A 17413-nucleotide genomic window follows, 5' to 3' on the forward strand; every position below is an offset into this window, starting at 1 on the left:
ACGGCGTTGCTCGTCGGGATCGCCTTCAACAACGCCGGTTATCTCGCCGAGAATTTCCGCGGTGCGCTCAAGGCCATTCCCGAGACCCAGACGCGCGCCGGCCGATCGCTCGGCATGACGTCGGTCCAGGCCTTCCGCTACATCGTGATGCCGCAGATGCTGCGCATCGCCTTCCTGCCGGTCACCAACCAGATGGTCTGGGCGATCCTGATGACCTCGCTTGGCGTCACGGTCGGCATGAACACCGATCTCGCCGGCATCACCCAGGAGCTGAACGCCCGCTCGTTCCGCACGTTCGAATTCTTCGCAATCGCCGCGGTGATCTACTACCTGATCGCCAAGGCCGTGACGCTCGGAGCACGTCTGCTCGCCGCGCGCATGTTCCGCTACTAGGAGAGGTGAGAGATGTTCAATACCGCCCTCACCCTCGCTGATCTCGGCTTCCTATTGCAGGGCGCCCTGATGACGCTCGCGGTCACCGCCGTCTCCGTGACGGCCGGCACCGTGCTCGGCATCATTTTCGGCGTCGTGCGCAACCAGGTCGGCCCCTATTGGGGCGCGCCGCTTACCTTCGTGCTCGACGTCTTCCGTTCGGTGCCGCTGCTCATCCAGTTGGTGCTGGCGAACGCCTTCCAGGCGATCGCCAAGCTCGGCTGGGCGCCGTTTACGACCTCCTGCGTGGTGCTGTCGCTTTACACCGCTGCGTATTGCACCGAGATCGTGCGCGGCGGCATCTCGTCGGTTCCGCCGACGACGCGCCGTGCGGCCCGTTCGCTCGGCATGACCTGGTGGCAGGACATGCGCTACATCGTGGCGCCGCTTGCGACCCGCGTGTCGCTACCCTCCTGGATCGGCCTGACGCTCGGCGTCATGAAGGACTCGGCACTCGTGCTCTGGCTCGGCCTGATCGAGTTGCTACGCGCCTCGCAGGTGCTCGTCACCCGCCTCCAGGAACCGCTGCTGATCCTTCTGATCTGCGGCGCCATCTACTTCCTCATCAGCTTCCCGATCGCCCGGCTCGGCGGTTACCTTGAAAAACGGTGGTCCAATGATTGAGATCCAGAACGTTCGCAAATCCTTCGGCTCGCTGGAGGTTCTCAAAAGCATTAACCTCACCGTCAACAAGGGCGAGGTGCTGACCATCATTGGCGGCTCCGGTTCCGGCAAATCGACGCTGCTCACCTGCATCAACGGTCTCGAGCCGATCGATGCCGGCCGCATCCTCGTCGACGGCACCGAGGTCCACGCAAAGTCGACCAACCTCAACAAGCTTCGCAGCAAGCTCGGCATCGTCTTCCAGCAGTTCAATGCTTTCCCGCACCTGACCGTGCTTGAAAACGTCACGCTGGCGCCACGCAAGGTGCTGGGCCTGTCGAAGGAAAAGGCTGAGGAGATCGCTGTCAAGCAGCTCACGCACGTGGGCCTTGGCGAAAAGCTCGGTGTCTATCCGACCCGCATGTCGGGCGGCCAGCAGCAGCGCATGGCGATCGCCCGCGCACTTGCCATGTCGCCGGAATACATGCTGTTTGACGAAGTGACCTCGGCACTCGATCCGCAGCTCGTCGGCGAAGTGCTCGACACGCTGCGCATGCTCGCGTCCGAAGGCATGACGATGATCTGCGTTACGCACGAGATGAAGTTCGCTCGTGAAGTCTCCGACCGCGTCGCCTTCTTCCACAAGGGCGTGATGGCCGAAATCGCCGCACCGGAGGCGCTTTTCGGCGCGCCGAAGGACCCGGAACTGCAGAAGTTCCTGGCCGCGACGCACTGAGCCGATCATGAAGGATGCAGTTCAGCCTGACGTGATCGTCATCGGCGCCGGCGTTGTCGGCCTTTCTGCGGCAATCGCCGCCCAGGCACGGGGACTTCATGTCACCGTGCTCGACCGGGAAGGCCCGGCGGCGGGTGCCTCGGCTGGAAATGCCGGGGCCTTCGCCTTCACCGACATCCTGCCGCTCGCCTCGCCCGGCATCCTGAAAAAGGCGCCGAAGTGGCTGCTCGACCCGCTCGGACCGCTCAGCGTTCCGCCGGCCTATGCCGCGCAGATCGCACCGTGGATGTTCCGCTTCTGGCGCGCCTGTTCGCCCAGCCGCGTCGCGCATTCGACGGCGGCGCAGACGGCGATCATGGATCTTTCCAAGGCCGAGCTGGAACCGTTCCTGTCCGCAACCGGCACGCTGCCGATGCTGCGCAAGGAAGGCAACCTCCAGGTCTATGAAAGCGACGCCGAGCTGAAGGCATCGTTTCCCGGCTGGATCGCTCGCGCCGAGCACGGCATCGAGTTCCGCCACATGGGTGCGGCCGAAATGGCCGAGATCCAGCCCGGGCTGGCGCCGCGCTTTACCCACGGCACCTTTACGCCCGGCTGGTTCTCGATCGCAGATCCCAAGCTCTACACGCTGGCGCTCTCCGATCACTTCCGCTCCAAGGGCGGCGTCATCGAACGCGCCGAAATCACTGCACTGAAGCCGATCGGCGGTGGTGTCGAGCTGACCGGCAAGGACGGTACCTCGCGGCGCGCGCCTCACGTCGTGCTCTCGGCCGGAGCCTTCTCGCATCAGGTCGCCCGCACGCTTGGCGAACGCATTCCGCTTGAGACCGAGCGCGGTTACAACACGACGCTGCCGCAGAGCGCCTTCGATCTGCGTACACAAGTCACTTTCGGCGGCCACGGTTTCGTCGTCACACGGCTTTCGACCGGCATCCGCGTCGGCGGCGCCGTCGAGCTTGGCGGACTGAAGCTGCCGCCGAATTTCCGCCGCTCCGAGGCGATGCTGAAGAAGGCGCAGGCTTTCCTGCCGGGCCTGAAAAGCGAAGGCGGCGTGCAGTGGATGGGCTTCCGCCCGTCGCTGCCCGACAGCCTGCCGGCGATCGGCCGAGCCCGTGCCACCGACCGCGTGGTCTACGCCTTCGGCCACGGCCACCTCGGCCTTACGCAATCGGCCGGTACCGCACGGCTGGTAGCCGACCTTTTGACCGGCCACCAGCCGGCGATCGACATGAAGCCCTTCTCGCCGCAACGTTTCTGACAGAGCATACATCATGGCCAACCACACCTTCTCCTGCATCGACGGCCACACTTGCGGCAATCCGGTCCGCCTCGTCTCCGGCGGCGGGCCGCGGCTCGAAGGGGCCAACATGCTGGAGAAGCGGGCGCATTTCCTGCGGGATTTCGACTGGATCCGCACCGGCCTGATGTTCGAACCGCGCGGCCACGACATGATGTCGGGCTCGATCCTCTATCCGCCGACGCGTCCCGACTGCGACGTCGCCGTGCTCTTCATCGAAACGTCGGGCTGCCTGCCGATGTGCGGCCACGGCACGATCGGCACCATCACCATGGCGATCGAGAACGGCCTCATCACTCCGCGCGAGCCGGGCAAGCTGTCGATCGATGCGCCGGCCGGCAAGGTCGACATCACCTATCGCCAGGAAGGCCGTTTCGTCGAGGAAGTGCGCCTCACCAACGTTCCGGGCTTCCTCTATGCCGAAGGGCTGACTGCCGAGGTCGAGGGCCTTGGCGAGATCGTTGTCGACGTTGCCTATGGTGGCAACTTCTACGCCATCGTCGAGCCGCAGAAGAATTTCCGCGACATGGCCGACCACACGGCCGGCGAACTTGTCGGCTGGAGCCCGAAGTTGCGCGCGGCCCTCAACGCCAAGTACGAGTTCGTCCATCCGGAGCATCCAGAGATCCAGGGCCTCAGCCACATCCAGTGGACCGGCAAGCCGACGACCGCCGAGGCACATGCGCGCAACGCCGTGTTCTACGGCGAAAAGGCGATCGACCGTTCCCCCTGCGGCACCGGCACCTCGGCGCGCATGGCGCAGCTTGCTGCCAAGGGCAAGCTGAAGGTGGGCGACGAGTTCGTGCACGAGTCGATCATCGGCTCGCTGTTCAAGGGCCGCGTCGAGGCGGCGACCAAGGTCGCCGACCGTGACGCGATTATCCCCTCGATTGCCGGCTGGGCCCGCATGACCGGCATCAACACGATCTTCATCGATGACCGCGACCCCTTTGCACATGGATTTGTCGTAAAATGACCCAAGCGATCTCCGCCCGCAGCATTCTTTCCGGCTCCGCCGATGGCCCGATCATCGCCACCGAGGAGGCGCTGAGCTTCTGGGGCGGGGTCGATCCGGCAACCGGCCGGGTCATCGACGTGCACCACCCCCTGCACGGGCTCTGTCTCACCGGCGGCATCCTGATGATGCCGTCGAGCCGCGGTTCCTGCACCGGCTCGGGCGTCCTGCTCGACATGGCGCTCACCGGCCGAGCGCCGGCAGCGATTATCTTTAGCGAGGCCGAGGACGTGCTGACGCTCGGCGCGCTGATTGCAGCCGAAATGTTCGGCAAGTCCTTGCCGGTCCTCAGGCTTTCCCGCGAAGCCTTCAAGGCGCTCGCGCAGGCAAAGTCGGCACGGATCAGCGACAAGGCGATCGAGGCCGATGGCCTGACGATTGCGGTCGAACCGCCGGCAACGGCAACCCTCGATCTGACCGACAACGACCGCGCCATGCTTGACGGCCGCGACGGCATTGCCGTCCAGCAGGCGATGCGCATCATCGCGGCGATGGCGGCTCAGCAGGGCGCCGAAAAGCTGATCGACGTCGTCCAGGGCCATATCGACGGCTGCATCTATGCAAGCCCCGCCAACCTCACCTTCGCCGAGAAGATGGCCGACATGGGCGCCAAGGTTTGCGTTCCGACGACCATGAACGCGATCTCGGTCGATCGCGCCAACTGGAAGGCGCAGGGCGTGCCGGAAAGTTTCGGCGATCCGGCTGCACGGCTCGCCGACGCCTATGTGCGCATGGGCTGCCGCCCGACCTTCACCTGCTCGCCCTATCTGCTCGACAGCGCGCCGAAGGCCGGAGAGTCGATTGCCTGGGCCGAATCCAATGCCGTGATCTTCGCCAACACGGTGCTTGGCGCCCGCACGGCAAAACACCCCGACTTCCTCGACCTTTGCATTGCGCTCACCGGCCGCGCGCCGCTCTCGGGCGTCTATCTCGACGCGCCGCGCAAGGCTGCCCGCATCATAGACGTCGAATTGCCGGAAGCGATCGACGATGCCTTCTGGCCGCTGATAGGCTACCTCGCCGGCAAAGCTTCACCCGACCGCATTCCGTTGCTGCGCGGGCTCGCTTCCGCAAAGCCTTCACGCGACGACATGAAGGCCCTTTGCGCCGCTTTCGGCACGACCTCGGCCGCACCCATGCTGCATGTGGACGGCGTGACGCCGGAAGCGGAAGGCGCTGCGGCCGACGACGCCGATCACACGACGATCACCCGCGCCGATATGACTGCAGCCTGGTCGCTCCTGAACGACGGCCCTGCCGAAGTCGAGCTTGTCGCGATCGGCAGTCCGCATGCCTCGCTTGAGGAATGCCGGGCGCTCGCCGACGCCATCAACGGCCGCAAGCGACACGGCGATGTCGCCGTCATCGTCACCGCCGGACGCGACGCGATCGCCGCTGCTCGCGCCGAAGGACTTCTTGCCCGATTGGAGGCGAGCGGTATCCAGGTCCTGCCCGATCTCTGCTGGTGCTCGATCTCTGAGCCTGTGTTCCCGACGAGGACGCGGGCGCTGATGACCAATTCGGGCAAATACGCCCACTACGGCCCCGGCCTTTCCGGCCGTGCCGTGCGCTTCGGCAGCCTCGCCGACTGCGTCGAGGCGGCGCTGACTGGCCGCGCCCCGGCGCGTCTTCCGACCTGGCTCTCCTGAGGGGTCAGGTTCGAGCCTGCTTCCCGCTGCGTGGCGACGTCGTCGAGACGGGCACGCGACGAAAGGCAAACGCGATCTGGCGCGGTGGCTCGCCGACAGCGTGCCGCGCAACAAGTCGAGCGCGCGATCGGCGTCCCGTTGCCTTAGCACCCGCATCGCCGGTTCCGGCAGCCCGTCCACGGGGTGACGAGCGGGTCGTGCCTTCGCCAGTAGCCTGTCGCGCCGGCCTTCGCAGCGCCGACCTCATGCTGGATCCCAGCTCAGCGCCCGCGGACCGGACGACGGACGGGCCCGGTTTCGATATCAATCGGTGCAGGCTTCAAGGACAGCGCGCCGTTCCATCCGAGTTCCGGCGCAATCAGCCGCACAAAATCCTCGAGGATCTGCCGATACTCGTCCTCTTCGAATTCGTAGGGCAGCTCCAGCCGGAGTTCGCTGACGTGAGGCAGGATAGGATCGGCAAACAGCCGCTCCAGGATTTCGTCGGCACTGCCAACCAGATCGGCCGCATAAAGCGTGCGCCGCTCGCCTTGTGGCGTCAGCGTGCGCTCGAAACGGCCGGCCGCATAGTCCCGGTAGCGCCTGCGGGTCGCGGCATCGGCACCGTCGAGCGGCACGATCACCCGGCCGAGCGCCACGCGCTTGCCCTCACCGCCCGAGGAGCGATAGAGCGCCAGTTGTCGCGCCTGCGCTACGAAAAATGCATCCGTTTCCTCACCCGTCGTCACGTTGCCGATCAGGAGGTTGAAGCCGTGGCTGCCGGCCCAGCTTGCCGAGCGCAGCGATCCGCCGCCATACCAGAGCCGGTCGGCGAGACCTTTCGCGTGTGGCTGCAGCCGCGGCCGTTTGGCGCCGAAAGGCGTCTTGATCACAGTATCATCGTCGCCGAGCAAATTGCTGCGCAGGTTCTCCTGAAATCGCAGGACCCGTTGATGGGAAAAATCATAGGCCGACCAGTCGCCATCAAAGGCAAGCGGTCCGATCAAATCGAGATGCGGCGGCTTGCCGGCGCTGAGACCCACGTTCAGCCGGCCGCGTGACAGCACATCGACGGTCGAGAGATCCTCCGCCAACCGGTAGGGGTTCTCGTAACCGATCGGGATGACGGCGGTGCCGAGCTCGATACGACTCGTCCGTTGAGTGGCGGCCGCCAAAAAGGCGGCGGCCGACGAGATGCCCGGCTCCAGATGCCGCTGGCGCACCCAGGCGCTGGCAAAGCCGAGCGCCTCGCCGTACTGCAGCAGCGACAGAGTCTTTTCGAGCCCGTCTAACGGATTTTCGGGCGCATAGTTGCCGGGGCTCAGGAAACCGATCTGGCTGATGGATATGTTGGTCATTCCTGGCGCCTCAGAACTTCGGCAGGCCAGGCGGGTTGGTCTCGGACTTCGGCAGCGCTTCTTCCTGCAGGTGCCAGCGCTCCAGGACCTTCGCATAGGTGCCGTCTTCGATGAGGCCGTTGGTGGCGATGGTCAGCGCGTTGGCAAGGCCGCTGCCCTTGCGGGTGGTAATCGCCACGTCCGAGCGCTCCGGCCAGCCGGCGCTCAAAGTACCGACGCGCTTGATGTTCTTGTCGCGGGCGGCGATGAACACGAGCTGCGCATGTGGCTGGACGATGACGTCGGCGCGCCCCGAGGAGAGCGCCACCAGGCTCGTCGCCTCGTCGTCGTAGTATTGCAGCTCCAAGGGTTTCAGGCCGGCCGCGACATTCTCCGCGCTCCACTTGAGCAGGATGCGCTCCTGATTGGTGCCGGCGCCGACGATGATCCTGAGGCCCGCTGCATCCTTCGGCTCCTTGATCACCGTGATGCCGCTGTCGGCCTTGACGAAGAAGCCGTGCAGGCCCTGGCGATAGGTCGAGAAGTCGAATTTTTCCTTGCGCTGCTCGGTGACGCCGACATTGGAGATGACTGCGTCGTACTTGCCCGATGTCAACCCCAGCGGCCAGTCGATCCAGGCTGTGGGCACCAGTTCCAGCTCCAATCCGAGACTGTTGGCGATAGCACCGGCATATTCCGGATCGGCTCCGATGACGGTGCGAGCGTCGGTGGCGTAGGTCGCAAGCGGCGGACCGCCCGGGCTGACCCCGACAGTGAACTTGCCCGGCGTCACGAACTTGAAATCGGCGGGGATTGCAGCGACAGCCGCCTCGTTGCGATCAGCGTGGATGCGCCCCGGCTGTTCGGGGCTGAGATCAAAGCCGGTATCGGCAACGGCCGAGCCGACAAGCAGAAGGACTGCCGCAGTGGCGGCGAGAAGGGGAAAGGCGGACTTGCCGGTCATGCAGGAGGTCTCCGATTGAAATGCAAGAGCCGGATCGGCGGTGGTACCGCCGATCCGCGGGTACAAGATCAGGAACCGCTCTTCGGCAGGCCGGGCGGGTTGGTCTGGGCGGCATCGACGGCTTCGGCGCCGAGGCTCCAGCGCTTCAGCACTTCGCCGTATTTTCCGTTCTTGATCAGGTCGTTGAGCGCGACGGTGACGGCATCGGCAAGGCCACCGCCTTTGCGGGTGGTCACCGCAATTTCGGCTGTCAGCGGCCAGCCGCCACTGGCGATGCCGACGACCTTGGTGTTGTTCTTGATCGAGGCGGCATAGGCCCGCGTCGCGTTCGGATTGAACTCGACATCGGCGCGGCCCGACTGCAAGGCGAGATCGCCGGCGGCGCGATCGTCGTAATACTGCACCTCGATCGGCTGCAGCCCGGCAGCGACGTTCTGGCGGTCCCACTCCAGAATGATCTTCTCCTGGTTGGTGCCCGCACCGGTGATCACCTTCAGCCCGGCGACGTCCTTCGGTTCCTTGATTTCGGTGATCTTGCTGTCGGACTTGACGAAGAAGCCGAGCACGTCCTTGCGGTAGGTGGAGAAATCGAACTTCTCCTTGCGCTCCTCGGTCACCGTGACGTTGCTGATGACGGCATCGTACTTGCCGGAGGCCACACCGAGCGGCCAGTCCGCCCAAGCGACGGGCACGAGCTCAAGCTCAAGGCCGAAACTGTCGGCGAGAAGCGAAGCGACATCCGGATCGGCGCCGACGACGGTCTTCGAATCCGAGGCATAGGTGGCAATCGGCGGATCCCACGGGTTGATGGCAACGGTGAACTTGCCCGGATTTACGAACTTGAAGTCGGCGGCGATCGCCTTGATCGCGGCTTCGTTCTTTTCCGTGCGCACACGGTTCGACGTGTCGGGGCTGAGGTCGAATTTCTCCTCTGCCTGGACGGGGCTGAAGCCGAGGGTCACGGCCGTAACGGCGCCGGCCAGAAGCAACTTTGCAGTGTCGAGTATTGTCATGTCTCTTTCCTTTTCAATCCTTGGTTGCTGGTGTTGACAGAGCTTCGCCATCGGCAAATGGCAGACAGCGATTTCAGAGAACGCGCGCTAGAAATTCGCGGGTGCGCGGATGCTTGGCGTCGGCAAAGACCTGCGCCGGCGGCCCTGCCTCCAGCACACGACCCGCCTCCATGAAGACGACGGTGTCGGCGACCTCGCGGGCAAAGCCGATTTCGTGGGTGACGATGACGAGCGTCGTGCCGGTGCGGGCGAGTTCCTTGATGACGTCGAGTACCTCGCCGACGAGTTCCGGGTCGAGCGCCGAGGTCGGCTCGTCGAAGAGCAGCACCTTCGGGCGAAGCGCCAGCGCCCGGGCAATCGCAACACGTTGCTGCTGGCCGCCGGAGAGCTGGCGCGGATAGGCGTTGATCTTGTCGCTCAAGCCGACGCGATCCAAAAGGTCCTGAGCGAGGCGCACCGCCTCATCCCGGCTGAGGCCACGCACGTGAACGGGCGCCTCGATCAGGTTTTCGAGCACGGTCAGATGCGGGAAGAGGTTGAAGTTCTGGAAGACCATGCCGATATCGGCGCGCCGTTTCAAAATCTCCGTTTCGTTGAGTTCATAGAGCGTGTCGCCCTTCTGGCTGTAGCCGACGAGTTCGCCGTCGATCGCGATGAAGCCGTCGTCCACCCGCTCCAGATGGTTGATTGCCCTTAGCAGGGTGGATTTGCCGGAACCCGACGGTCCGAGGATCGCCGTGACGCTGCCCGCCGACAGGTTCAATTCGACCCGGTCGAGAACCTTGAGCGGCCCGAAGCTCTTGGATATGCCGTGGACATGCACGTTGCCGCCGGTGCGCAGAACCTGTGCGTCGCGAAAACCGGTTCGGGCGGCTCCGGCCTTCTGGCCTGCGACCTCCGGCAGCGGCCGACGAAAGCGTGCAACAAGCGCCTGAAAAGGCAGCGGCACCGGATTGCGCACAGCGCCGCGCGAATAATAGCGCTCGATATAGTGCTGGGCGATCGAGAGCCCGGTCATGATCACCAGGTACCAGACGGTCGCCACCATCAACAGCGGGATGACCTCGAGATTGCGGCGGTAGATGACCTGCACCGTGTAGAAGAGTTCCGGCAGCGCCAGCACGTAGACCATCGACGTGCCCTTGGCGAGACCGATGATCTCGTTAAAGCCAGTGGGCAGGATCGAGCGCATCGCCTGGGGCAGGACGATACGGAAGGCCTGACGGCGGCGCGGCAGGCCGAGGGCGGCGGCGGCCTCATGCTGACCCTGATCTACGGCGAGAATGCCGCCACGCACGATCTCGGCGAAGAAGGCCGACTGATTGAGGGTCAGACCGAGGAAAGCCGCTGCAAACGGCGTCAACAGCTGCGTCGTCGGGTAGTTCAGCCAGACCGTGTCGGTGAAGGGTACGCCGATCGCAATGGTCTCGTAGAGGTAGCCGAGATTGTTGAGTACCAGCAGAAGCACGATCAACGGGATGGATCGCAGCAGCCAGATGTAGCCGAAGGAGAGGCTCGCAAGCAGCGGAGACTTGGACACGCGGGCAAGTGCCAGTGCCGTCCCAAGCAGCGAGCCGGAGACGGTGGCAAGCGCGGTCAAGAGCAGGGTTCGACCGAGCCCCGCCAACACCGGTTCGGCGAAGAACCATTCGGCAAAGACCGGCCAGCCCCAGCGCGGATTGGTCAGTACCGAATAGAGCACGCCGGCAATGACAAGTGCGGCAAACAAGGTACCGAGCGCGCGGCCCGGATGACGTGCCGGCACGATCCGATAGTGCGCGTAGCCCGGGTTCGGCTCGCTGGTGCGGCTGACGCCGGGCGCGCCGGCGAGATCGCTCAGAACTGCCATTTTGGATCCTCTCTTGAAATCGGGGGCGTCCGGCGCTTGCGACCGGCGCGGTCAATCACGGTCAGGCGTGGCTCGCGGCCTGTGGCTGTGGCGGCGGCACTTCGGCCAGAAACGCCAGTGTGGTGACCAGATGGGAGATGTTCTTCTCGAAGGGCAGCGTCTTGTAGACTTCCGGATCGGCGTCGACGTCGAAGAGCGCCGTATAGCCGTTGGCAAGGTAGAGACCGACCGCCTCCGGCTGGCGAAAGCCGGTGGTCAAATAGATGCGCGAATAACCCTGGCGTGCCGCCTGCGCCTCGAGTTCGAAGAGCACCTTGCGCGCCAGCCCCTGACGCCTGAGATCGGAGCGCGTCCAGATCCGCTTGAACTCGGCGGTGCGGTCGTCATAGTGCCTGAAGGCACCGCCGCCGATGGTTTCGCCGTTGCGAACCAGGAGCACGAAATTGCCGCCATGCGGCGGGGCGAAGACTTCCGCCGGGTAGCGGTTCATTTCGGCAGCCGCCCCCTCCTCGCTGAAGTAATTGCCGTAACGGCTGTCATATTCGACGATCAACTCGTCGATCAGCGGCTTGGCGCGGGGATCGAGGGGCGTGGTGTAGAGAAACGTGTCGCTCATGTCTTTCGCCATCCCTTGGTCGTCATGCGAGATAAGTTTCCACCAGCCGGACCCAGTAGCGGGCGGCCGGTGCGATTATTGCGTCGTTGAAGTCGTACTCAGCGCTGTGAAGGGACGCGCTGTCGCCGTTCCCGACGAAGGCGTAATTGCCCGCCTTCTCCTCGAGGAAGAACGCAAAGTCCTCGCTGGCCGTGCGCGGCTTGAAGTCGGAAATAACCGCGTCGGGCCCGAGCGCCTTCAAAGCGACCCCACGGGCAAAATCCGTTTCATGCGCGTGGTTGACGAGTGCCGGGAAGCCGAGGCGGTAGTCGACATCAGCCCTTGCACCAAAGCTTTCCGCCTGCGCCCGCGCCAGTGCCTGAACACGCTCGCCAAGCAGGCGACGGACCTCGCCATTGAAGGCCCGCAGGGTCAGCCTCAAGGAAACGCTCTCGGGAATGACGTTCGATGCCTGGCCGCCATGAATGGAGCCGACGGTGACGACGGCCATATGCTGCGGGTCGACATTGCGTGACACCAGGCTCTGAAGTGCCGTGATCAGCGATGCCGTTGCCAGCACCGGATCGACGGTCAGATGCGGCTCAGCACCATGCCCGCCCTTGCCGACGACCGTGATGTTGGCCTGGTCCACAGACGCCATGGCGGGACCGGCGACGAAGCCGAAACGGCCGGCGGGCACGCCCGGCCAGTTGTGCAAGCCGAAGATGGCGTCGACCGGAAAACGCTCGAACAGCCCCTCCGACAGCATCTTGCGGGCGCCGGCACCGATTTCTTCGGCCGGCTGGAAAATCACCCGCAGCGTGCCGTTGAAGCGCCCCTCCTCGGCCAGGAAGCGGGCGGCGGCGAGCAGGATCGCCGTGTGCCCGTCATGGCCGCAGGCGTGCATCACGCCCTTGTGGCGGCTGGCATAGGCAAGCCCCGTCGCTTCCTCGATCGGCAGGGCGTCCATGTCGGCGCGAAGACCGATCGCCTTACCGCCTTGACCGCGCCGGAGAGACGCAACGATGCCGGTGCCGGCGATGCCGCGGCTGACCTCGTAGCCCCAGGAGGTGAGCAGATCGGCGATGAGGCCGCTGGTGCGTTTCTCCTGAAAGGCAAGCTCGGGATGCTGGTGCAGGTCGCGCCTGACAGCGACGATCTCGTCGAGAAAGGTGGCAAGGCCACGCTCGACCGCGGCGGATCTCTGGGTGTCGGTAAGGATGAGGTTCATGGGCGCGCTTCCGCCGAAGCCGTCAGGCCCCGACGGCCCTCCCCCGTTCAACATCCGCTTCCGGTGCCGCGTAACGGCTTTCGCGGTAGGGGAGACCCAGATGGTCTCGCAACGTTTCGCCTTCGAGCTGGGGCTTGAAGTAGCCACGGCGTTTGAGGATCGGCAGGACGTGGGCCGCGAAGTCGGCAAGCCCTTCGGCGATCACCGGGAAACCGAGGATGAAACCGTCGGCGGCGTCCTCGTCGATCCAGCGGATGATCTCGTCGGCGATATGGTCGGCCGTACCGATGAAGGCGGTTCTTGGTGTCGCGACATCGAGCGCGATCTCGCGCAGGCTCGCGCCGGTCTCACGCGCCGTCTTTTTGATGCGGTCGGTCGTGGCGCGAAAGCTGTTCTTGCCAATGTCGCCGATGTCAGGAAATGGCGCGTCGAGCGGATAGGCGCTGAAATCGTGATGGTCGAAGAAGCGCCCGAGATAAAGCAGCGCTTCCTCGATCGTCACCAGATCGCGGATAGCGCGGTACTTGGCCTCGGCCTCCTCCGCGGTCGCGCCGACGACCGGTCCGATGCCCGGGAAGATGCCGATCTCGGACGTTCCGCGCCCTTGCGCCACCGCACTTTGCTTGACCTGCTTGTAGAAGGCCTTGGCATCCTCGATCGGACCGCCGTTGGTAAACACCGCATCGGCATGTTTGCCGGCAAGCCGGACGCCGGAATCGGAGGCACCCGCCTGGAACACAACAGGCTGCCCCTGTCTTGAACGCTCGATGTTGAGCGGGCCCTCGATCCGGAAGAACCGTCCCTTGTGGTTGAGCCGTCGCAGCTTCGTCTTGTCGGCATAGACGCCGGTTATCCGGTCACGTACGAAGGCGTCGTCGTCCCAGCTGTCCCAGAGCCCCTTGATCGCGTCGAGATATTCGTCGGCGATTTCGTAGCGCAGCTCGTGCTCGGGATGCTCGCGGCCGTAGTTGCGGCCGGACCCTTCGAGCGGTGAGGTCACCGCGTTCCAGCCGGCGCGGCCGCCGCTGATCAAATCGAGCGAGGCAAACTGGCGGGCGACGGTGAACGGGTCGCTGTAGGAGGTCGAGACCGTACCAACCAGACCGATCTTGGAGGTCGAAGCGGCGAGCGCCGACAGGATGGTCAAGGGCTCGAAACGATTGAGGAAATGCGGGATCGACTGCTCGTTGATGTAGAGGCCGTCGGCGACGAAGGCGAAGGCGATGCCGGCAGCTTCGGCCTTGCGCGCCGTGTCGACAAAGAAGCCGAAGTTGACGCTGGCATCGGCGGGCCCGCTTGGATGTTTCCAGGCGTTCATGTGGCCGCCTGGTCCCTGCAGCATGATGCCGAAAGTGACGTTCTTCTTGGTCATGACAGATCCTTCCCGGAATGATCAAGCGGCAAGAGACAACCGCTCTTGCGCGATGAGTTCGATCGAGGCGACGCGTTCGGCGGTCCCGACGGACGGCGTGTCGATGACGAACTCCTCGACGCCGTAGCGCCGGTGCAGATCGTCGAGTTCCCGGCGCACCTGAAGTGCCGTCCCGGTGAGCACGCTCGGCGTCTTTTCCTCGACGCGGTAATCGCTGATGCCGGCCTGGCGGGCGTATTCGGCCGCCTGGTCCTCACTGCCGACATTGACGCTCTGGCCGTTGCCGAAGAGCAGCTTGAAGATCTTCAGGTCGGCGACACGCGCCCGCGCCCGCTCTTCGCTGTCGGCAGCAAGGGCTGCCAGAGCCAGCAGCGGCCGTTTGCCTTCGGTCGCGCGCTCATAGGCATCGAACGTTCTTTGCAGATTGTCGGGATCGCCGTTGAGATGGCCGGCAAAGACGAGCTTCCAGCCCTTTTCGGCGGCAAGCAGGGCACTGTCGACGCTTGCGCCGAGCAGGAAGCGCTCGGGCGCAACGGGTGGCAGCGGCGTTGCCAGCAATTCCGAAGCCGAGCCGCCGCCTGCCAGGAGATAGCGGTTGAGATCAGCCAGTTGCTCCGGAAAACTCGGCCGTAGAGCCGGGTCGATCCCGACCTGCAACGCCCTCGTCGAAAGCGGAAAGCCGCCCGGCGCCTTGCCGACGCCGAGATCGACGCGCGATGGCGCAAGGCTCGCGAGCAGATTGAAGCTCTCGGCCACCTTGTAGGCGCTGTAGTGCTGCAGCATCACGCCGCCGGAACCGATGCGGATCTTCGACGTTCTTGCCAGCAGATAGGCAATCAGGGTTTCCGGCGCCGAGCTTGCAAGGCTCGACATGTTGTGATGCTCGGCGACCCAGAAGCGATGATAACCCAGTTCCTCGGCACGAGCCGCAAGGCGCACGGTTGCCTGCAGGGCCTCGGCCCCGGTTTGCCCCGGGTCGAGAGGGCTCTTGTCGAGAAGGCTGAGCAGATAGGACATGTCGCCGTGTTCCTGATTGCCGCGGTCGCTCACCGCATTAATCTATAAAACACATAGACTATATGCATTATAAGGAATGCAATTCTATTTCCGCGCTGAGATGGAGAAAATCAGCGTCGCCACCTTTGCGCGCACGCGAGCAATAGGGATCGCCGAAAGGTGGTTGGAGGCGTCGAATGGCCTTACCTAGCCGGAACGCGATCAAATTTCGTGACGCTCCGTTCACGATCTTTCAAACATTGAAAGCAACCCCTTCGAGAATCACAAGAAAGCGAGTACTCTGAAGGAACTTTGCGAATGGGACGCCGTTTATTCGAATGAGCGAGCCGATAAGCAGCGATCCCCGTCTCAGCCAGCGGCCGCGGGAGAGCATGATGCAAAAGAGCGAATGCGACGTCTTCGATCTCTTCTCGGAGATCTACAGCAGTGCAGCGCAAGAAGAAATCAGCCTTCAGGAATACCTCCTCGCATGTCGTGACGACAAAAGCATGTATGCCACCGCGCAGGAGCGGATGGTTACGGCGATCGGTAGTCCGACCCTGATCGATACGAGCGCGGACGAGCGCCTCGGTCGCATCTTCTCCAACCGAACCGTCAAGATCTATCCATCCTTCGCCGACTTTTACGGCATGGAAGATACGATCGAACGCATCGTCGGCTATTTCCGCTACGCCGCGCAGGGCCTCGAGGAGCGCAAGCAGATCCTCTACCTGCTCGGCCCCGTCGGCGGCGGCAAGTCGTCGCTCGCCGAGCGGCTGAAGAAACTGATGGAGCAGCAGCCGATCTACACGCTGGCGGTCGGCGGCAAGGTGAGCCCCGTCTTCGAATCGCCCCTGGGCCTCTTCCATCCGGACCGCATGGCCGACCTGCTGGAAGACAAATACGGGATCGCAAGACGCCGGCTGACCGGCCTGATTTCGCCCTGGGCGACAAAGCGGCTCGACGAAGTCGACGGCGACATATCGAAATTCAGCGTCGTCAAGCTGATGCCGTCTCGCCTGCGCCAGGTCGCGATCGCCAAGACGGAACCCGGCGACGAGAACAACCAGGACGTTTCCTCGCTGGTTGGCAAGGTGGACATTCGCCAGCTTGAAAACTACAGCCAGGCCGACCCGGACGCCTACTCCTACAGCGGCGGCCTCAACCGCACGACGCAAGGCTTGCTCGAATTCGTCGAAATGTTCAAGGCGCCGATCAAGGTGCTGCACCCATTGCTGACGGCCACCCAGGAGGGCAATTACAACGGCACGGAAAGCTTCGGCGGCTTCCCCTACCAGGGCATCGTCGTTGCGCATTCGAACGAGTCCGAATGGCTGCAGTTCAAGAACAACAAAAACAACGAGGCCTTCCTCGACCGTATCCTGGTAGTCAAGGTGCCCTATTGCCTGCGCGTTACAGAAGAACGCCTGATCTATGAAAAACTGCTGCGCGAAAGCGAGCTGACGAAGAGCCCCTGCGCGCCGGAAGTGCTCGAAAGCCTCAGCCGCTTCACCGTCTCGACCCGCCTTGCCCGCCACGAGAACTCACCGCTCTACACCAAAATGCGGGTCTATGACGGTGAGAACCTGAAGGACACCGACCCCAAGGCGAAGTCGGTGCAGGAATATCGCGATGCCGCCGGCGTCGACGAGGGCATGACCGGCATCAGCACCCGCTTTGCCTTCAAGGTGCTGTCAGAGACCTTCAACTACGACACCAAGGAGGTCGCGGCCGATCCGGTGCACCTCATGTACATCCTGGAACAGGCGATCCGCCGCGAACAGTTCCCGAAAGAAACGGAAGCGAGCTACCTCGATTTCATCAAGTCCGAACTCGCCTCCCGCTATGCCGAGTTCATCGGCCACGAGATCCAGAAGGCCTATCTGGAATCCTACAGCGAATACGGGCAGAACCTCTTCGACCGCTACATCGCCTATGCCGACGCCTGGCTGGAGGACCAGGACTTCAAAGATCCCGACACCGGACAAATCCTCAACCGGGAAATCTTGGACAGCGAACTGTCGCAGATCGAAAAGCCGGCCGGCATTGCCAACCCCAAGGACTTCCGCAACGAAGTCGTGAAATTCACCCTGCGCACCCGTGCCAAGAACCACGGGCGCAACCCCTCCTGGACGAGCTACGAGAAACTTCGCGACGTGATCGAGAAGCGCATGTTCGGACAGGTGGAAGACCTGCTGCCGGTTATCAGCTTCGGCTCGAAGAAGGACAGCTCGACCGAGAAACAGCATGCCGAATTCGTCCAGCGCATGACCCAGCGCGGCTACACCGAGCGTCAGGTCCGGCGACTGGTCGACTGGTACATGCGGGTCAACAAGGCGGGCTGA

The 17413-nt window shown here is 63.8% G+C and carries 15 protein-coding genes; 7 read left to right on the top strand and 8 right to left on the bottom strand.

Features of this window, described 5'->3' with window-relative positions:
• The 6 genes from VGO04_RS09120 to VGO04_RS09145 form a co-directional block, all read left to right on the top strand.
• Nucleotides 1-393, top strand: a 393-nt coding sequence (locus VGO04_RS09120; RefSeq protein WP_327495628.1) for an ABC transporter permease subunit, incomplete at its 5' end; no start/stop codon positions are given.
• Nucleotides 394-405: 12 nt separating this feature from the next.
• Nucleotides 406-1056: an amino acid ABC transporter permease gene (locus VGO04_RS09125; RefSeq protein ID WP_065373387.1), complete on the top strand. Its 651-nt coding sequence runs from the start codon at nucleotides 406-408 to the stop codon at nucleotides 1054-1056.
• On the top strand, nucleotides 1049-1771 hold the full coding sequence (locus VGO04_RS09130; RefSeq protein ID WP_113540834.1) for an amino acid ABC transporter ATP-binding protein: 723 nt from the start codon (nucleotides 1049-1051) through the stop codon (nucleotides 1769-1771). The genes VGO04_RS09125 and VGO04_RS09130 overlap by 8 nt, the downstream gene beginning before the upstream one ends.
• Nucleotides 1772-1778: 7 nt before the next feature.
• A complete protein-coding gene (locus tag VGO04_RS09135; protein ID WP_327495629.1) occupies nucleotides 1779-3029 on the top strand; it encodes an FAD-binding oxidoreductase in 1251 nt (416 codons plus the stop codon).
• A gap of 13 nt (nucleotides 3030-3042) precedes the next feature.
• Nucleotides 3043-4044, top strand: a complete 1002-nt coding sequence (locus VGO04_RS09140) for a 4-hydroxyproline epimerase (RefSeq protein WP_327495630.1) — start codon at nucleotides 3043-3045, stop codon at nucleotides 4042-4044.
• Nucleotides 4041-5732, top strand: coding sequence for an aconitase X (locus tag VGO04_RS09145; RefSeq protein WP_327495631.1), 1692 nt, complete (start codon nucleotides 4041-4043; stop codon nucleotides 5730-5732). The genes VGO04_RS09140 and VGO04_RS09145 overlap by 4 nt, the downstream gene beginning before the upstream one ends.
• A 260-nt stretch (nucleotides 5733-5992) precedes the next feature.
• Here the strand turns inward: VGO04_RS09145 and VGO04_RS09150 are convergent, their stop codons facing one another.
• The 8 genes from VGO04_RS09150 to VGO04_RS09185 all read right to left on the bottom strand — a co-directional run bounded on the left by VGO04_RS09150 (nucleotide 5993) and on the right by VGO04_RS09185 (nucleotide 15089).
• Complete coding sequence (locus VGO04_RS09150; protein WP_327495632.1) at nucleotides 5993-7069, bottom strand: LLM class flavin-dependent oxidoreductase; 1077 nt, start codon at nucleotides 7067-7069, stop codon at nucleotides 5993-5995.
• A 10-nt stretch (nucleotides 7070-7079) separates the two neighbouring features.
• A complete protein-coding gene (locus tag VGO04_RS09155) occupies nucleotides 7080-8012 on the bottom strand; it encodes an ABC transporter substrate-binding protein (RefSeq protein WP_327495633.1) in 933 nt (310 codons plus the stop codon).
• A 68-nt stretch (nucleotides 8013-8080) separates the two neighbouring features.
• The gene (locus VGO04_RS09160) at nucleotides 8081-9025 is read right to left on the bottom strand and encodes an ABC transporter substrate-binding protein (RefSeq protein WP_327495634.1); all 945 of its coding nucleotides are present in this window, start codon (nucleotides 9023-9025) and stop codon (nucleotides 8081-8083) included.
• Between the two features lie 73 nt (nucleotides 9026-9098).
• The gene (locus VGO04_RS09165; RefSeq protein ID WP_327495635.1) at nucleotides 9099-10874 is read right to left on the bottom strand and encodes an amino acid ABC transporter permease/ATP-binding protein; all 1776 of its coding nucleotides are present in this window, start codon (nucleotides 10872-10874) and stop codon (nucleotides 9099-9101) included.
• Between the two features lie 61 nt (nucleotides 10875-10935).
• Nucleotides 10936-11490 carry a GNAT family N-acetyltransferase gene (locus VGO04_RS09170; RefSeq protein ID WP_327495636.1) on the bottom strand — a complete coding sequence of 185 codons (555 nt, stop codon included), beginning with the start codon at nucleotides 11488-11490 and terminating at the stop codon, nucleotides 10936-10938.
• 22 nt (nucleotides 11491-11512) lie between these two features.
• Nucleotides 11513-12700 (bottom strand): M20 aminoacylase family protein, encoded by a 1188-nt coding sequence (locus VGO04_RS09175; protein ID WP_327495637.1) that lies wholly within the window; start codon nucleotides 12698-12700, stop codon nucleotides 11513-11515.
• 22 nt (nucleotides 12701-12722) lie between these two features.
• Nucleotides 12723-14072 carry an LLM class flavin-dependent oxidoreductase gene (locus VGO04_RS09180; RefSeq protein WP_327495638.1) on the bottom strand — a complete coding sequence of 450 codons (1350 nt, stop codon included), beginning with the start codon at nucleotides 14070-14072 and terminating at the stop codon, nucleotides 12723-12725.
• Nucleotides 14073-14093: 21 nt separating this feature from the next.
• A complete protein-coding gene (locus tag VGO04_RS09185; protein WP_327495639.1) occupies nucleotides 14094-15089 on the bottom strand; it encodes an MsnO8 family LLM class oxidoreductase in 996 nt (331 codons plus the stop codon).
• Nucleotides 15090-15463: 374 nt separating this feature from the next.
• On the opposite strand from VGO04_RS09185, the gene VGO04_RS09190 reads away from it, so the two are divergent.
• Entirely contained in the window at nucleotides 15464-17413 is a 1950-nt protein-coding gene (locus VGO04_RS09190; RefSeq protein WP_327495640.1) for a PrkA family serine protein kinase, read from the top strand.

It is taken from the genome of Ensifer sp., from assembly GCF_035999185.1.
Classification (GTDB): Bacteria; Pseudomonadota; Alphaproteobacteria; order Rhizobiales; family Rhizobiaceae; genus Ensifer.

What these genes read in the sequence shown, in the direction of transcription:
- VGO04_RS09125 (WP_065373387.1), top strand. Translation starts at nt 406, where the DNA reads ATGTTCAATACCGCCCTCACCCTCGCTGATCTCGGCTTCCTATTGCAG.
- VGO04_RS09130 (WP_113540834.1), top strand. Translation starts at nt 1,049, where the DNA reads ATGATTGAGATCCAGAACGTTCGCAAATCCTTCGGCTCGCTGGAGGTT.
- VGO04_RS09135 (WP_327495629.1), top strand. Translation starts at nt 1,779, where the DNA reads ATGAAGGATGCAGTTCAGCCTGACGTGATCGTCATCGGCGCCGGCGTT.
- VGO04_RS09140 (WP_327495630.1), top strand. Translation starts at nt 3,043, where the DNA reads ATGGCCAACCACACCTTCTCCTGCATCGACGGCCACACTTGCGGCAAT.
- VGO04_RS09145 (WP_327495631.1), top strand. Translation starts at nt 4,041, where the DNA reads ATGACCCAAGCGATCTCCGCCCGCAGCATTCTTTCCGGCTCCGCCGAT.
- VGO04_RS09150 (WP_327495632.1), bottom strand. Translation starts at nt 7,069, where the DNA reads ATGACCAACATATCCATCAGCCAGATCGGTTTCCTGAGCCCCGGCAAC.
- VGO04_RS09155 (WP_327495633.1), bottom strand. Translation starts at nt 8,012, where the DNA reads ATGACCGGCAAGTCCGCCTTTCCCCTTCTCGCCGCCACTGCGGCAGTC.
- VGO04_RS09160 (WP_327495634.1), bottom strand. Translation starts at nt 9,025, where the DNA reads ATGACAATACTCGACACTGCAAAGTTGCTTCTGGCCGGCGCCGTTACG.
- VGO04_RS09165 (WP_327495635.1), bottom strand. Translation starts at nt 10,874, where the DNA reads ATGGCAGTTCTGAGCGATCTCGCCGGCGCGCCCGGCGTCAGCCGCACC.
- VGO04_RS09170 (WP_327495636.1), bottom strand. Translation starts at nt 11,490, where the DNA reads ATGAGCGACACGTTTCTCTACACCACGCCCCTCGATCCCCGCGCCAAG.
- VGO04_RS09175 (WP_327495637.1), bottom strand. Translation starts at nt 12,700, where the DNA reads ATGAACCTCATCCTTACCGACACCCAGAGATCCGCCGCGGTCGAGCGT.
- VGO04_RS09180 (WP_327495638.1), bottom strand. Translation starts at nt 14,072, where the DNA reads ATGACCAAGAAGAACGTCACTTTCGGCATCATGCTGCAGGGACCAGGC.
- VGO04_RS09185 (WP_327495639.1), bottom strand. Translation starts at nt 15,089, where the DNA reads ATGTCCTATCTGCTCAGCCTTCTCGACAAGAGCCCTCTCGACCCGGGG.
- VGO04_RS09190 (WP_327495640.1), top strand. Translation starts at nt 15,464, where the DNA reads ATGCAAAAGAGCGAATGCGACGTCTTCGATCTCTTCTCGGAGATCTAC.